This window comes from Wujia sp., from assembly GCF_056872695.1.
The window spans coordinates 68767-84778 of record NZ_DBMFCD010000002.1 but is presented as its reverse complement, the minus strand read 5'-3'; the positions used below and the strand labels follow the sequence as shown (position 1 = coordinate 84778).

15 protein-coding genes are annotated in these 16012 nt (G+C 45.7%); all 15 read left to right on the top strand.

From position 1 onward, the window contains the following. The first annotated feature begins 126 nt into the window (after positions 1-126). Positions 127-849, top strand: a complete 723-nt coding sequence (locus tag ACZQK9_RS03030) for a TadE family protein (RefSeq protein ID WP_178017763.1) — start codon at positions 127-129, stop codon at positions 847-849. Positions 850-875: 26 nt separating this feature from the next. After that, complete coding sequence (locus tag ACZQK9_RS03025) at positions 876-1214, top strand: hypothetical protein (protein ID WP_178017762.1); 339 nt, start codon at positions 876-878, stop codon at positions 1212-1214. After that, entirely contained in the window at positions 1192-2490 is a 1299-nt protein-coding gene (locus ACZQK9_RS03020) for a DUF6382 domain-containing protein (protein WP_483269564.1), read from the top strand. Before ACZQK9_RS03025 ends, ACZQK9_RS03020 begins: the two co-directional genes overlap by 23 nt. A gap of 136 nt (positions 2491-2626) precedes the next feature. Next, positions 2627-2809: a hypothetical protein gene (locus ACZQK9_RS03015; protein ID WP_483269563.1), complete on the top strand. Its 183-nt coding sequence runs from the start codon at positions 2627-2629 to the stop codon at positions 2807-2809. 181 nt (positions 2810-2990) lie between these two features. After that, positions 2991-3995 (top strand): SCP2 sterol-binding domain-containing protein, encoded by a 1005-nt coding sequence (locus ACZQK9_RS03010; RefSeq protein ID WP_178017759.1) that lies wholly within the window; start codon positions 2991-2993, stop codon positions 3993-3995. Positions 3996-4010: 15 nt separating this feature from the next. Continuing rightward, positions 4011-5660, top strand: a complete 1650-nt coding sequence (dnaX, locus tag ACZQK9_RS03005) for a DNA polymerase III subunit gamma/tau (protein ID WP_483269562.1) — start codon at positions 4011-4013, stop codon at positions 5658-5660. 94 nt (positions 5661-5754) lie between these two features. Further along, entirely contained in the window at positions 5755-6105 is a 351-nt protein-coding gene (locus ACZQK9_RS03000) for a YbaB/EbfC family nucleoid-associated protein (protein WP_216507866.1), read from the top strand. Further along, positions 6105-6704, top strand: coding sequence for a recombination mediator RecR (gene recR / locus ACZQK9_RS02995; RefSeq protein WP_178017756.1), 600 nt, complete (start codon positions 6105-6107; stop codon positions 6702-6704). The genes ACZQK9_RS03000 and recR overlap by 1 nt, the downstream gene beginning before the upstream one ends. 98 nt (positions 6705-6802) lie before the next feature. Further along, positions 6803-7885 carry a 6-phosphofructokinase gene (locus ACZQK9_RS02990; protein ID WP_483269561.1) on the top strand — a complete coding sequence of 361 codons (1083 nt, stop codon included), beginning with the start codon at positions 6803-6805 and terminating at the stop codon, positions 7883-7885. 116 nt (positions 7886-8001) lie between these two features. Continuing rightward, complete coding sequence (locus tag ACZQK9_RS02985; protein ID WP_178017754.1) at positions 8002-8355, top strand: hypothetical protein; 354 nt, start codon at positions 8002-8004, stop codon at positions 8353-8355. Positions 8356-8357: 2 nt separating this feature from the next. After that, a complete protein-coding gene (locus ACZQK9_RS02980) occupies positions 8358-10904 on the top strand; it encodes a hypothetical protein (protein WP_216507867.1) in 2547 nt (848 codons plus the stop codon). A 240-nt stretch (positions 10905-11144) separates the two neighbouring features. Next, the gene (locus ACZQK9_RS02975; protein ID WP_483269560.1) at positions 11145-12737 is read left to right on the top strand and encodes a response regulator transcription factor; all 1593 of its coding nucleotides are present in this window, start codon (positions 11145-11147) and stop codon (positions 12735-12737) included. 28 nt (positions 12738-12765) lie between these two features. After that, on the top strand, positions 12766-13662 hold the full coding sequence (locus tag ACZQK9_RS02970; protein ID WP_483269559.1) for a sensor histidine kinase: 897 nt from the start codon (positions 12766-12768) through the stop codon (positions 13660-13662). Positions 13663-13698: 36 nt separating this feature from the next. Continuing rightward, positions 13699-15099, top strand: a complete 1401-nt coding sequence (locus tag ACZQK9_RS02965; RefSeq protein ID WP_483269558.1) for a sugar ABC transporter ATP-binding protein — start codon at positions 13699-13701, stop codon at positions 15097-15099. A gap of 5 nt (positions 15100-15104) precedes the next feature. Next, positions 15105-16004 carry an ABC transporter permease gene (locus ACZQK9_RS02960; protein ID WP_483269706.1) on the top strand — a complete coding sequence of 300 codons (900 nt, stop codon included), beginning with the start codon at positions 15105-15107 and terminating at the stop codon, positions 16002-16004. The last annotated feature ends 8 nt before the right edge of the window (positions 16005-16012 follow it).

Genomic DNA, 16012 nt, shown 5'->3' with positions numbered 1-16012 from the left:
GAGGATTCCTCAGGATGAGTGAAATTAGAATAAAAACCTCTCCGGGTGCTGGCCAAAGCAATAATTGAATCTTATTTCTCGTGTAGCCTGAGGAATCTTCGGAAAGCAATATGAAAGGGGTGTTTTATGAAACAAAGAAGAAATACAGGAAGTGCATCGGTGGAGGCTTCACTTGTGATACCGGTGTTTCTTCTGGCGATGCTCCGTCTGTTTTTATGTTTCCAGAGTGTGCTGGCAGAGGTACAGGTTTATGAGGCGGCAGCAGAGACGGTTGAATATATGTCCGAAACAGCCAGCGCAGGTGTCTGTGATGCAGCTGTCGCATACTTGCGGTTTCCACGGTATATTGATGAGAAAAAGACTGTGGAACAATATGTAAAATATGGAGAATCCGGGGTGTGCTTTCCCGGAAGCACTATGGACGAAGAGGATTATGTCGTTCTTAGAACGAGCTATGAACTGAAGTATCTGGGGCCACGGACTTTTACAATACGGAAACGGGCATATACGGGGGCGGTCTGGACAGATACGGATTCTGAAGCCGAAAGCGGAAAGGATGCGTATGTATACGTGACAGACAGGCAGTCGGTGTACCATGTGACACGTAGCTGCAGCTATTTGACACTTGATATCCGGATGAGTTCCCTACAGGAAGCGAAAGCGGATGGGTATGCTGCGTGTGCATTTTGTGGAAAGGAACTCCGGGGGGAACAGGTGTATGTGACAGAGGATGGTGATTGTTATCATAGCAGTCTGCGATGCAGCGGGTTAACACGGACAGTGTATCGAAAGAAGAAAAGTGAGGTAACCGGGCTCGGTGCATGTTCGCGATGTGGAAATAGAAAATGAATATTGTTACAGGAGGAGGTTATGAGATGGGAAATAAAGGTAGCTCTGTGGTGGAATTAAGCCTGATTATGCCGATTATATTTGGCGTGCTTGTTATGGTAATTATGTTGTTTTTAGATACGGTCCGGGATGGACTGGTACAGCAGGATGGGTATAGTGTGATTTATACATATGAGGAAAACTCCGGGTTACAGGAAAAAATAGAGGATACAAAGGAAAAAACAGGTGCAGGAGCATCGTATGCGGGAATTTCCAACAGAAATTATTGTTATGAAAAAGAAGGACATGTCTTTGTTACGGAAGTGGACGTATGCAGCAGTCGGCTCAGAAGGTGGCAGGTGTATGGAAATATTGTTTGGGAATAAGGGAATTTACCATTATATGGATGCAAAGATAGGAACGATGCAGATGCTTGAAGAACAGGGCAGAATGTATCAGGTCAAGATGTTGGTGGAAAATGAATTTCCGTATATTCTGGCATCGACCATGATTTGTACCGATGGTGAAGTCTGGTTATCACATAATACAAAGGGATGCTATAGTATGCAGGCATATTTACAGCAAAAAACGATGGACGGACATCAATTACGTTCTTTATTGAATCAGATTATGCAGCAGGCAAAGATGTTGGAGGAGTATCTACTGGATGCATCAGATCTGGTTATACGTATAGAATATCTGTTTTTTCATCGGGAAAAGGAGGCAATACGCATGTTGTGTGTACCGGGATACGAAAAACCATTAAGGGAACAGCTGGCTGTCTTTTTGGGGTATCTGATGCCACGGTTTGATCACCTGGATCGGGAAGGGGAACTGTTCTTATACGAATGTCACAGGATTCTGGCAGATGATTGGTGTGATATGACAGATTTTCTGGCTTTGCTGAATGAGAGAACAGATACGGATGTGAAATGCGTGGATCCGGACGAACAAGATGAGGCAGATATCTCGAAACAGACAGACAAAAAAGAATGTGCAGAAGAAAAGACAGTAATTGTACAGCAGATAAAGCGGGAAGATGTAGATTCTATATTTTCCAAACGTTTTTTATTGTATGCATTAGCAGGAGGCGCTGCACTGGCATTGATTATCAAGTATTTATTTTTTGATGGGACGACAGGGACAGCGATTTTTGGAATCATCTGGCTTTTAACATTGATCATACTTGCAATCATGACAGTACGCGATAAAACCGGAGAGGAAGAACCGGATACTGCGATGCAGGAATATCAGCTGCAATATGGAAGAGATAGGAAGGATATTCGTTCGGAAGCCAGCCTGCCGGAAAAATATAATATAGATTATGCATCCGTATCTCCGCAGACGCCGACAGTTGCGAAAAAAGAAATTATGAAGCTGGTGCCGTTGACAAATGGTGCACTTGAACCATTTCGTATACCGCTGGATAAAACATCGCTCACCATAGGAAGGGACAAGTCGTCGGATTACCGTGTTTCGACGACACAGATCAGTCGCGTGCATGTCCGGCTGTTCTGCCGTCCGGACGGGTTATATATCGAGGATCAGAACTCTACCAATGGAACATATATCAATGCAAAGCGCATCCCGGCGATGACAGAGCAGAAATTAGAGAAGGGCGATGTGGTGGGACTTGCAAATGAGGAGTTTTTTGTTGCGTAAGAAAAAACTATGTAAAAGCAAATGAATGTGGTATACTATGTTCACGAAGCGTGCTTGAAGATCAATGAAGTACTTTCTCTGTTTGAACATAGTGAGATGGAAAAATCAGAGAAAAGGCTTGTCGGAGGTGACAGGTATGGTAGAAGAAGTGACGAATAAGCAATTACAATTTATTACGTGGTTGATAACGACGGCCACGGACAAATGCCAGACAATCGAAGAAGTCAGAGAACTGAATCGAGAGATACGAAAACATTCAGATGGACTGATTGATGATACGGCGTCAGGCAGTCCTATGGATGAAAAAACAGAAGCATAAAGATGAGATGATATTGAATAGAAAAATCTGCATCATTTTCCAGATTGAAAACGGTGCAGATTTTTCTATTTGCTTTTTTCCTCGCAATTATTGTATTTACCCCCTGTTTTTGGTATAGTAATAATGTATGTTTTTGTAGCATGCGAAAGAAAAAATGGCAGTGAATACATGAGGTGTTACAGTGAAGGTAAATGTGTATTACGGAGGCCGGGGATTGCTGGAGGATCCAACACTCTTTGTAGTGGAGAAAATCATTCAGGTTCTGCAGGAGCTTCGGGTAGAAGTCACAAGATATAATATGTATGAGGATAAGTCGGGGATTGCAACACTTCCGAACACGTTGAAGGATTGCGATGGCGTGATTCTGGCTGCGAGTCTGGAATGGTTCGGCATTGGCGGCTATATGCAGCAGTTTCTGGACATGTGCTGGCTGTATGGTGACAAGGAGAAGATTGCGTCTCTGTATATGATGCCGGTTGTGGTTGCGACGGCGTACGGCGAACAGGATGCGGAGCTGTCACTGCGCAAGGCATGGGATGTGCTGGGAGGTATTTCTGAACCGGGGATTGCAACATATGTCGATTCGACGGATGTGCTGGAGCAGGAAAGCCAGTATCTGGATCTGATCGAGAAAAAAGCAGAGGACTTTTACCGCCTGATCAATAAAAAGACGAGGAAGCTGCCGACGAGTAATACAGCGGTAAAGAACACGCTGATTAAACAGAATAATATCAATCTGACACCACAGGAGAGTGAGCAGCTTTCCAAGTTCGTGGCAGATGACGGATATGTGAAGAAGCAGAAAGAGGATATTGAGGAACTCGCTGCGATGTTCAAGCAGATGCTTGGAGACGAGGAGGAAACGCCGGAGCCGCCGAGTGTTTACGAGGACGATATTGTTGAAGGATTTTATGAGAACTTCCATCCGGAGGGCGGATTTGCGGCAAGCTATGTGATCATAGTACCGGATATGGGGAAGAATTTAGTGATACGTGTAGGGAAAGTCTTGCAGTGTGAGTATGGCTCTGATGTGGAAGCCGATGTGAAGCTGAAAGCATCGAGTACGATGCTGCGCAATATCTTAGCAGGTAAGAACAGCTTCCAGAAGGGCTTTATGTCCGGTGAGATAACGGCGAAAGGTAATTTCAAAACACTTCGGATGCTGGATCAGATTTTCCATATATAGAGTTGGAGGCAGTTTATGTCATATATGGCATTGTACCGGAAGTGGAGACCGGACGCGTTTGAGGAGATCAAAGGACAGGAACATATTGTGACGACGATCCGAAACCAGATTGTGCATGATCGGGTGGGACATGCGTATCTGTTCTGTGGAACCAGAGGTACCGGAAAGACAACGACGGCGAAGCTGATGGCAAAGGCGGTCAATTGTGAGCATCCGATCAATGGAAGCCCATGTAATGAATGTAGCAGCTGTAAAGCGATTGCGGCGGGGGCAGCGATGAATGTAATCGAGGTCGATGCTGCAAGTAACAATGGTGTGGATAATATCAGACAGATCACGGATTCGGTGAATTATTCTCCGTCGACCGGAAAATATCTGGTCTATATTATAGATGAGGTGCATATGCTCCGTGATGCGGCATACAATGCACTTTTGAAGACGCTGGAGGAACCGCCGTCTTATGTTATTTTTATCCTGGCAACCACGGAGTCACACAAGATTCCGGCTACGATTTTATCCCGTTGCCAGAGGTATGATTTCCATCGGATTCCATTGGAGGTGATTGCAGATCGTCTGCAGGAGCTTCTGGAACGAGAGAAAATCGCGGCAACAAGAGAAGCGGTCGAATATGTGGCGCGTGCCGCAGATGGTTCCATGCGAGATGGTCTGAGTATTCTGGAACAGTGTATTTCTTACCATCTGGGGGAAGAGCTTACACTGGATAAGGTGCTGGATGCAATTGGTGCTGTGGATGTGGAAGTCTATATCCGGTTATTTGAATATCTCAAAAAACGCGATGTCATTGGTGCATTGAAAATCATTGATGAAGCAATCTGGCAGGGGAAAGACCTCATGCAGCTGGTGAATGAATTCACAGGATTCTTACGGAATATTCTGGTGCTGTCCATCGACCCGGCCATGACGATGGAAGTAAATCAGGAGACGAAAGAGCGGATGATTGCGCTTGCACAGGATGCACAGGAAGATGCACTGATGCATGCGATCTATGTATTACAGGATGCGGCGGCAAAAATCTCGTATACTACATCAAAAAGGGTGATGCTGGAGATTGCGATCATAAAGCTTTGTAAGCCGGAAATGCGATATGATGTCGAGGGAATGAATCAGCGGATTGAGTTGTTGGAACAGCAGTTGGCAGAGACAAAAGAACTGCTCAAAGAGCAGCAGGCGCATCCGGTCGTTATGACGGTTGCACAGCCGACTGCGGAAGGTGCAGGGATGGCGCAACAGCCGATGATACCGCAGACAGGCGATTCATCTGAGCATATCAAACAGAATCTGCGGGAGAAATATCCGCAGGCAGAATATGAGGATCTGCTTCTGATTGCGAAAGCGTGGAAGACGATTGGCAAGCGTGGACCGAGACTGGTGCAGCATTATTATAGACAGGCATCGCTTGTTGCAGGAAGAGAATCTGGTGCGCTGGAGCTTGTTGTGGCAGATACACCGGACAATGATCTGGCGATTTCCTATTTCGCCAGTCAGGACAAGCTGGACGAACTGAGTGAGCAGCTTACCGATATGGCACAGTGTAAGGTACGTGTGACATTCCGCAAGATTGATGGCAGGGAAGAAGTGCATGAATTGCAGAAAGACTGGGATTTGAGCCGGATTGTATTTGATGACATCGAAATGCATGAGTAAGCTTTTAATCTGGCGAGTCCAAATCATATAAAAAGGTAGTACGCATGGGAAACCGTGTATGAATATAAGAATAAGAAATCAGGAGGATATAAAGATGGCAAAAAGAGGTGGATATGGTGGAATGGGTATGATGCCCGGCAATATGAATAATCTGATGAAGCAGGCACAGAAGATGCAGAAGCAGATGGAAGAGACCACCAAAGCACTTGAAGAAAAAGAATATGAGGCAGCTGCGGGCGGCGGTGTTGTCAAGGTAAAGATCAACGGCAAGAAAGAAGTGACAGCGGTTCATCTGGATGAAGAAGTTGTTGATAAGGATGACATCGAGATGCTGGAAGATCTGATCATGGCAGCTATGAATGAAGCCATCCGTATGCAGGATGAGGATCAGAAGAATTCCATGGGTAAGATTACCGGTGGATTGGGCGGAGGTTTGCCGTTCTAATGGATATTTATGGAGAGAAAGTAAACCGGCTGATCGGTGAACTCGGAAGACTTCCCGGCATCGGTGGAAAGACCGCACAGCGGTTGGCGTTCCATATTATCAATATGCCGGAAGAACAGGTGGAAAGCCTGTCGGCAGCAATCACAGATGCAAAAAAGAATATCCGGTATTGCAAATCCTGCTATACGATTACCGATCAGGAATTATGTCCGGTGTGCGCATCACCGAAGCGGAACCACAAGCTGATTATGGTTGTTGAAACACCGAGAGATCTGGCAGCGTATGAGCGTGTGGGACAGTATCAGGGTGTCTACCATGTATTAAATGGTGTGATCAATCCGGCGATGGGAATTGGAACCGGAGATATCCGGCTGAAGGAACTGATCCTGCGGCTGGAACAGGAGGATGTAGAAGAACTGATTATCGCGACAAATTCCAGCGTGGAGGGTGAGGCGACTGCGATGTATATATCTAAACTGGTCAAGCCATCCGGTATAAAAGTTACAAGAATCGCAAGTGGTGTTCCGGTTGGCGGAGATTTGGAATGTATCGACGAAGTGACGTTACTTCGGGCATTGGAAGGACGAACTGTTTTGTAAATGGATTTACCGGGAGAAAAAAAGATTACGGATAAATCCGGGGAACCGCTCAGGTAGGATTGCCGGACAGCGGGAATATATATTAAGGAGGCTGCATAATGAAGAGAATAGGAATGTTGACAAGTGGCGGTGACTGTCAGGCATTAAATGCGACGATGCGTGGCGTCGCAAAGGGGTTGTATAACACGTTTGAAGATGTGGAAGTATATGGCTTTTTAGAAGGCTACAAGGGATTGATTTATGGCAATTATGTAAAGATGAAGCCGTCTGATTTCTCAGGAATTCTGACGAAGGGTGGTACGATTCTTGGCAGTTCCCGTCAGCCATTCAAGATGATTGACGAGCCGACTCCGGAAGGCCTGAACAAGGTTGAGGAGATGAAGAAGAATTATAACAAGCTGAAGCTGGATGCACTCGTTGTTCTTGGTGGAAATGGTTCCCAGAAGACAGCAAACCGCCTGTCACAGGAAGGTTTGAATGTAATCGGACTTCCAAAGACGATCGACAATGATATCTGGGGCACGGATATGACATTCGGATTCCAGAGTGCTGTTGATGTGGCAACGCAGGCAATTGACTGTATTCATACGACTGCATGTTCCCATAACCGTGTATTTATCGTAGAGGTTATGGGACACAAGGTAGGCTGGATCACACTGCATGCAGGTATTGCATCCGGTGCAGATATCATCCTGATTCCGGAGATTCCATATGATATTGCCAAGGTATGTGAGGCACTTGACAGAAGAACAAAGCAAGGGAAAGGATTCTCGATCCTTGCTGTCGCAGAGGGTGCTATCTCCAAGGAAGTTGCGGCATTACCAAAGAAAGAACGCAAGGCAGCGGTTGCAGCAGCAGCTGAGAAATACCCATCTGTTGCTTATGAAGTAGCTGATAAGATCAAGGAATATTCAGGTATGGATATCCGTGTGACTGTTCCGGGACATACGCAGCGGGGCGGAAGTCCGGATCCTTATGATCGTGTGATCTCAAGCCTGTTTGGAGCAGAGGCAGTGGAACTGATCAAAAACAAAGATTTCGGCAAGCTTGTTGTTATGCGTAACAATGAGGTGACGGCGATTCCGATGGAAGAGTCCGCAGGAAAGCTGAAATATGTATCACCGGATGACAGCGTTGTGAAATATGCAAAACGTCTTGGCATCTCCTTTGGTGATGAGTAGGAGATACAGATTCACATGCACAAAAAATGGTTCTAATGCATAAAATAAGAAAAACAGATAGACAATCAGCCTCAAAACTGATTGTCTATTTATGTCATTTTGTATGTGAGGATTCCATGAAAGAAATCGATGAGATGTATGTGCATAAGTTTCGTGCTCCGGAGCTCATGGTTGTGGATGAACAGGAACTAGAGGAAGACCGGGCATATCTGCGTGCGATGTATCCGATGCGTGCAAAGCTGATTCTGGTCATGGTGGAGGATGCCTGCGACCGGCTGGAATATGAAGGAAGTCCGATGTTTGCAGTTTATCCAGACAAGGTAGCTATGTTTTCGATTGCAAAGAAAATCTATGACAAGATCAGCTATAAGGATGCAGATGAGACATTGCTGCATATGATTGAAATTATGGTCTGCCACGAATTTTACATTCGCCGGTGCAGATACCGTAAAAGGAGAAAATATTACTAAACATGAAACGGTTTTTGATAAAGGCGCTCGTGTTCATTGCGGTTGCGGTGGGCACAGCCTTTTTGGTAAATCAATTCAATAACAGAGGTCTGAACCGCGTTTCAAGGGAACTGGAAGAGCCGACACTTCCATATGTGTATCTCGAATTTGAGGGTAAGGTTATAAATCGTACCTGCGGATATACGCAGACGATGTCGACAAGCCTGATGCGGGATGGAATTGTGCCGCTAAACAACAATCATGGTGTGACGGTTCTCGTTGATAATGAAGCAAAATATGGCGAGACATTTACCTATGAACTGCGAAGCATTGCAGGTGATTCCTTGGTGGAACGCGGTGATGCAGTTTCCGGAAGCGTTGAGAATGGACGCAAGAAATATGACGTGAATTTCCGGATGGACATGCAGCAAAACCGGGAATATGTATTTGTGTTTATTATTACAGCGGCGGATGGCACAGAGGTGCGGTATTATAACCGGGTAGTAAATCTGCCGGAACAGCATGCAAAAGCAATCGTAGACTATGCCATGAATTTTCATGATACGACATTTGTCAAGGAAGTGAATGAGTCCGAGGGAAATATCGTATTCGATAATCTGAAGACCGATAAGGCGGGAACAACCTCGAGTCTGGCGCATGTGGACTTAAATGCTACCTATGAGCAGATTACCTGGGGCGGACTGACGCCGGTTGTTGTAACAGGTGTGACGCCAACAATCACGGAGATTGACAACGAGTACGCTGTCGTGCATATGTCCTATGTCGTGGAGTCCATGAATAACAAGAAAAGTCATTATTATCAGGTGGACGAGTACTATAACGCCACTTATGACCGCAGTGCGGAGACGGTGGATCTGCTTGCGTTTGACCGGTATCAGGAAAGCTTCTTCGACAGCGGTTACATCAGCAAGGACAAAAACAGCATCAGCATGGGTGTCACAAATGAACCAGCGGAATATGTGGCAACCGCAGATTACACGACGATTGCATTTGTCCGTCTGGGACAACTCTGGATGTATCGTTATAATGAAAGTTCTCTGACGAATATATTCAGCTATCCGCAGGACAGTTATTCGGATGCGCGGACGCTTAATACAAACCTGGATATCAATATTGCGGATATGGATGCGGATGGAAATATCTACTTTGTTGTATACGGATATATGAATCGTGGCGAACATGAAGGCAAAAACGGTATGTCACTTTATTACTATTCGACGGAGAACATGACAACACAGGAGCTTTTCTTCGTAGAATGTGATGAGAGTTACGACATCATGAAAAAGGAAACCGGGAGGTTTACTTATTACAATGCGCAGACGAATAAGTTTTATTATCTGTTGGATGAAACCCTGTATGAGGTATCCCTTGCTGATATGACACAGACTGCGCTGGTGGAGGGGATTCCTTCTGCCAAGTACCTAGTATCTGCAAATCGGAAGCTGGTTGCTTATCCGAATGCGGCTGAGGACGAGAATGTGACGGCAATCACGATTCGGAATTTTGAGACGGGAGAGACGTATGAGAAAACCTGTGCAGATGGTGATCTGCTGTTGACCCTCGGATTCGTGGAAAATGATCTGATTTACGGTTGTGCACATAGTGCGGATGTAATCATGACTTCCGATGGACAGGCTATATTGCCATTATATGAGCTGTTCATTATGGGGAATGATGGTGGACAGAAGAAGGATTATACCAAGGACGGCGTGTATATCATGAACGCATCCGTTGGGGACGATACGATTTACCTGACACGTGCGCGCAAACAAAATCAGTTTTTCGAGGAGATTGAACAGGATTATATATCCTACAAGAAAGAGGAAAATAACAAGATGATTACGACGGATACGACGTATGACAGTTATGCATGGAGTATTCTGGATATTGTATTTCCGTCGAATTTCTATCTGGCGGATACAGTAAGCTATCGTAAGACGAAATATGGAAAATCAGAAGTTTACAAGGATATGCGGGTAGAGACACAGACACGTGACGGTGCTTATTATGTGTTTGATAATACCGGATATACAGGTGAATATGAGACTGCTGGAAGTGCGATTACACGTGTGGTAGATGATGAGGCAGGTCTTGTTGTGGATAGCAGCGGAAATACGATTTACCGGTGTCTGGCAGCAGACAGTTATAATACAGTTGCGGATGAAATCAAAGAGACATCAAATCCGGATGTGAACCAGTCATTACTTACCTGTGCATACATGTGTGCAGAGTATGCAGGTGGTGCATTGGAACTGCCCGATGCAATCGCGAGTGGAACGTTCGAGAAGGTGTTCGAGGATTACACGAACGGGGTCGGCATCAATATCTCCGGCATCAGTCTGTCGACCGCATTGTATTTCTTAGATCGGGATATCCCGTTTGCAGCATGTATCGATGATGGTAGATATGTGCTTGTAATCAGCTACAATTCAACGCATATCCGGTATTATGATCCAGTGCTTGGTGAAGAGGTAAAGGTGACACGGAAAGCGTTTGAGAATTCGTTAAGTTTGCAGAGTAATACGATGTATACGTTTAGTGTACAGTAAAAGGGAAAGAACCTGAAAGTGTAAGACTTCCAGGTTCTTTTGCACACAGGGGATACGATCAAACCGGAGGAATGCATGAAATATATCGTGACATTACGGAACAAAACATGTAAAAAAGTATGTTAAAAATAACAAAAAGCAGATAGTTCCAAAGTATGAATCATGATAAACTAACCTTAGCAAACAATGGTACGAGATAGTATAAGATAGCATAAGACGGTACATACAGAGGTGAGTAACATGAACAGAATGCGAAAGGTATTAATTGCAGATGATGAGATAAAAGTGGGACAGCTTGTGAAACGATTGATACAGTGGGATCAGCTGGGACTGACTTGTATTGGACTTGTGACAGACGGACAGACGGCGTATGAGAAGATCTTGTCCGAATCGCCGGATATCGTGATCACGGATATCCGGATGCCGATGTTGACAGGATTGGAAATGATCCAGAAGGCATCCGAGCAGGGTGTGAAATGCCATTTTATAGTTGTCAGTGGATATAAATACTTTGACTATGCGCAGAAAGCATTGAAATATGGTGTGGAAGATTATCTGCTCAAGCCGATTGATGAGGATGAGCTGAACAGGCAGCTGCAGAAAATCGTCGCGGAAGAAGAACAACGTGAGGATAAGCAGCAACAGGTGAATCAGATTGAGAAAAAGCTGGAGGATAGTAAATATCTGCGCCACAAAGAATTCCTCAAACAGATACTAAGCCAGAAGCAGGAAAATATTGATGCTGCGAACACGGAGTTTGGGCTTCAGCTTGAGAACAAGTGCTTCCGGGGATTAACCTTCAAGCTTGACCGGGATATTGATGTGGCAGAGAATACACAACAGATGCAGTTTGTTCTCCGCAAGATCATGCAGAGGGCAGAGGATGCGTTTTCGGCATGCACCATCGACCTGATTGCAGCTGTGCAGTCGAATCATTCCGTGCAGGTGCTGTTAAATTATTTTCAGACGGAGCAGGAGAATATCGACAACCGGATTACGGATTTTTTCAATGAGCTGAGCGATTATCTGGAGAGCTTCCAGCATTACAGGATTACTGTCGGGGTGAGCAGTGAAGTCGAGAGCTTCGAACAGATCAGTACTGCGATTGAGATGAGCAAAGAGGCGGCTGCCAGCCGGCTCTTCAAGGGAAACGGCAGACGAATCGAATATTGTCAGGAGCCGCACGCACTATTTTCGCCAAAGGACTTTCAGAATGAATATGAGGAATTCGCAAAAGCGGTTGAGACAATGCAGCCGGATGCCTGTCAGTACCAGATTCACAAGTGCTTTCGGCTGGCAAGCGATAAGGCTCTTTTTGCAAGCGAATTTTATGCAATGGGATTGTGGCTGCTCCGCAGTACTTATGACATTCTGGAAATAGCAGATACATTTGATGTGGATGTGCAGCAGGAGGTGTTGGAGAATCTGTCGACAGTTGCGGATTTGAGAGACTATGTGATCCGTCAGGTGCAGCGTTTGATCACAGAGAGCCGTAGTGAACGGGAAAACCGCGAACGCAAACCGGTATTGGAGGCAATCGCCTATATGAAAGAACATTTTACAGAGAAGATCACGCTGGAGGATGTAGCCGCCACCATAGGCTTCAACACGAATTATTTCTCAGAACTGTTTAAGAAAGAAACCGGTGAGAACTTCTCGAACTACCTGCTCGGAATCCGGATGGAGAAAGCAAAGCAGATGCTTCGGGACACGAAGATTCCGGTGTATGAAATCGGCGAAAGTGTCGGGTATAAGGATGCCAAATATTTCAGTCAGCAGTTTATGAAGGTTGTCGGTGTGAAGCCGGCAGAATACCGGAAGCTATATTATTGACAGACGAAGTGAAACGCGAGGACATAACATGGGAAAAACAATCTGGATATGTGTGGGTGCGTTGATTGTCTGGGCTGGGACAATCCTTTTGATGCATCGGATACAAACAAAGAAGATAAAAAAACTTGAGGATGACTATCGGGAGAAACAGCGCGTGCAGCAGAAGCTGCGGGAGGAATATTCCGTCAAGGTGCAGAATAAGCAGGCGAAAATTGCAGCCTTGCAAAGTCAGATCAATCCGCATTTTTTATATAACACGCTGGAATGTATACGAAGTGAGGCGCTTTTATATGAATGTGACAGCATTGCCCGTATGGCGAAGGCGCTGGCGGCTTTTTTCCGGTATAGCATCAGCAACAAAGAAAACATTGTGACAATCCGCGATGAGCTTCGGAATATTGAGAATTATTTCTTGATTCAGAGCTACCGGTTTGAAAATAAATTCACCCTTGAAATCAATGTGGAGGATGACAGGGATGAAGTCGGGAATTATCTGATTCCCAAGCTTTCCCTGCAGCCGATTGTGGAAAATGCAATTTTCCACGGCTTAGAGACGAAGGCAGAAAACGGAAAGGTGACAATACGGATTTACACGACAGATCAGGAACTGGTTGTTGTCATATCGGATAACGGAACAGGAATTGACTGGGATACCCTTGTTTCCATGAGACAGGCACTGGAACAGACGGAGGAGCACCGGGAGAGTGGCGACGATGGAAGCACGCACGGAGAGACGTCAGGAATGGATGCACATGGAACAGACAGGAACGGGAAGCACGGAAACGGAATTGCATTGAGCAATGTAAACCAGCGGATCCAGCTCGCATTTGGAAACCGTTATGGACTCCGCCTCTACAGCACGACCGGAATCGGAACAGATGTAGAAATCTGGCTTCCTAAGAAGGCAGACAGAAATGATCTGTGATTTAGAAAAACAGGAAAGAAAAAGCAGGCATGGATTATGAGACATGAGATCATTCGGATGGAACATGTGAATATCATCAGACCGGGCAGGCATGAGATTGAAGATTTGAACCTGATTATCTGCCGGGGGTACAGCATGGGAGTTGCAGGCGTGGAAAACAGCAAGGAGATACTGGCGGACTTTTTCGATGGGAAAGGAACGCTCGCAAGAGGCCGGATTTACTTGGATGGAGAACCATGGAAGCCGGAAGGAAAACGGGATTTTGAGGATGCTGGCATTTTTGTGATCTCCAAAGACACGGTGTACATGGATTCGCTCGATGTCAGCGAGAATCTTTTTTTGTTACGAAGAAACAGCCTGCGTAAAATCCGGTTGAATGAAAAGGCGTTGCATATACAGGGACGTGCACTGCTTGAAAAATACGATCTGCCTTATGCGGCAGATGAGCATAGCAGCCATCTGAAGAACGGAGACCGTATTCTGATCGGGATGGTACGCGCTATCACACAGGGGGCGCGTATTCTTGTTTTGCGGGAGATTGTAGCGTGTTTTCCTGGAGAAGAACGCCGGAAGCTGAGACAGTTTGTGAACCGGTTGAAGCAGGACGGGATTACGGTTATATCGATTGATAACCGGGCAGATTTCACGGATCCTTTCTTTGATGAAGTGATTTTGTTCCGGCATCATACAATCTACAAAAAGATCTGTCAAAACGAAGATACATGGATGATTGACGAGATATTAAAACGCGGTCTGGAGGCAGCAGATACTACCATACCGGAAGCACGTGCTGCCAGCGGAAAACCACAGCTAAGACCGGTGGATTCCTTCGTGTGGCAGACGTTCCGGGATGGCAGCTGGCAGCCGCAGATTTCGATGCGGGCAGGGGAAATCCTTGCGGCACTCGGTACACCCGGACAGGTGGATGAAGTATGGTCGGACATCCTTCATTCCAATGCCATACAGTCGCGGTTTGAGTTAGATGGCGAGATCATCGCCTATAAAAACATACAGGAGCTTATGAAGCACCGGATTGCGCTTATGGAGTATGGAAACCATACGGAAATCTGCGAGAATCTGACCAACGAGGAAAACATTCTTCTGCCGACATATCCGCGCATATGTTCAGCATTCGGGTTTTATCAGAAGCGGCAAAAGTATATATTGGAAGACAATTTCCTGGGATTGGACAGACGGGATATCGAGATGCTGAACCCTGAGACAGAAGCCTGGAAAATAGGAATCTATCGTTATAAGCTGTTTCATCCGCGTGTGCTGATCCTGAAAAACATGCTGCAAAATCTAAACGTCCGGGAGGTCGCATGGCTGAAGCGGGAATTGCGGGAGATCGTGGAGAGAGGAAGCAGCGTCCTTCTGCTCGAAAACGAGAGTAAAGTCTGTGTGGATGTTGCGGACCGGCTGGAGGTGATAGCTTGAAGACTGTGTGGTCATTTTATGATAAATATCATATGGAAATCGGAAATATCGTTTTGATCCTGATTCTTGCCATCGCATTGTTCCCCAGACTTACTGCAGACTATGTACTGCATCAGTTTGTGATTATCGTACTGTTGACGATGGGACTTTCGCTCGAGATGCTGAGTGGTGTTTTAGATTTCGCATTTATGGCGGAAATCGCAATGGCGACATGCCTGGGCGGACTATGCCTGCGGGCAGGGGTTCCGGTCTGGGTGAGCTTAACGGTTATGATACTGGCACAGATGCTGTTCGGGATGGCAAAGGGACTTCTGATCGGCAAAATCCGTGTAAACCCTATTTTGCTGACCTTTATTTTGCAGCAGATCTATCAGGGGATAGCTGCTATGTTCGGAGATGCGATACAGGCACCGATCCCGAGGGATTACTATGGTTCCTGCATGTTCTGGATGATTTTTTCCGGTATTGCAGTTGTAATTTATGTGTTCCTGCAGTTTTTGCTTACACATACATATTATGGGAAATACGTACGGATGCTGGGAGAAAATGAAACCTCGGTCAAAAACAGCGGAATCCGTTTTGATATGTGCCGCATGATTATCTGTGGAATCAGTGGTATTGTATTTGCCCAGGTGGCAATGATCTTTTTGTTCATCACCAATGGCGGCAGTGCCGGTATTGGCAGGAGATACCTGTATCCGGTAATTGCGGCAGCGTGTCTTGGCGGAATAAACTTTCTAAAAGGAAAAGGGAACCTGCGCGGCACTGTTTTGGGCAGTCTGTCCATGGTGCTTCTTCTGAATCTGTCTGCGGGACTTTCTCTTTACAGCTATTTTTCTTATATCTGGGAAATCGCAATTCTTGTAATTGCGGTGGTTATTTTCGCAAGGGAGAGAAAGAACTGAAAATCCTC

Excerpts from the sequence above, each read along its gene's own strand:
- ACZQK9_RS03030 (WP_178017763.1), top strand. The coding sequence starts at position 127 with ATGAAACAAAGAAGAAATACAGGAAGTGCATCGGTGGAGGCTTCACTT.
- ACZQK9_RS03025 (WP_178017762.1), top strand. The coding sequence starts at position 876 with ATGGGAAATAAAGGTAGCTCTGTGGTGGAATTAAGCCTGATTATGCCG.
- ACZQK9_RS03020 (WP_483269564.1), top strand. The coding sequence starts at position 1,192 with ATGGAAATATTGTTTGGGAATAAGGGAATTTACCATTATATGGATGCA.
- ACZQK9_RS03015 (WP_483269563.1), top strand. The coding sequence starts at position 2,627 with ATGGTAGAAGAAGTGACGAATAAGCAATTACAATTTATTACGTGGTTG.
- dnaX (WP_483269562.1), top strand. The coding sequence starts at position 4,011 with ATGTCATATATGGCATTGTACCGGAAGTGGAGACCGGACGCGTTTGAG.
- ACZQK9_RS03000 (WP_216507866.1), top strand. The coding sequence starts at position 5,755 with ATGGCAAAAAGAGGTGGATATGGTGGAATGGGTATGATGCCCGGCAAT.
- recR (WP_178017756.1), top strand. The coding sequence starts at position 6,105 with ATGGATATTTATGGAGAGAAAGTAAACCGGCTGATCGGTGAACTCGGA.
- ACZQK9_RS02990 (WP_483269561.1), top strand. The coding sequence starts at position 6,803 with ATGAAGAGAATAGGAATGTTGACAAGTGGCGGTGACTGTCAGGCATTA.
- ACZQK9_RS02985 (WP_178017754.1), top strand. The coding sequence starts at position 8,002 with ATGAAAGAAATCGATGAGATGTATGTGCATAAGTTTCGTGCTCCGGAG.
- ACZQK9_RS02980 (WP_216507867.1), top strand. The coding sequence starts at position 8,358 with ATGAAACGGTTTTTGATAAAGGCGCTCGTGTTCATTGCGGTTGCGGTG.
- ACZQK9_RS02975 (WP_483269560.1), top strand. The coding sequence starts at position 11,145 with ATGAACAGAATGCGAAAGGTATTAATTGCAGATGATGAGATAAAAGTG.
- ACZQK9_RS02970 (WP_483269559.1), top strand. The coding sequence starts at position 12,766 with ATGGGAAAAACAATCTGGATATGTGTGGGTGCGTTGATTGTCTGGGCT.
- ACZQK9_RS02965 (WP_483269558.1), top strand. The coding sequence starts at position 13,699 with ATGAGACATGAGATCATTCGGATGGAACATGTGAATATCATCAGACCG.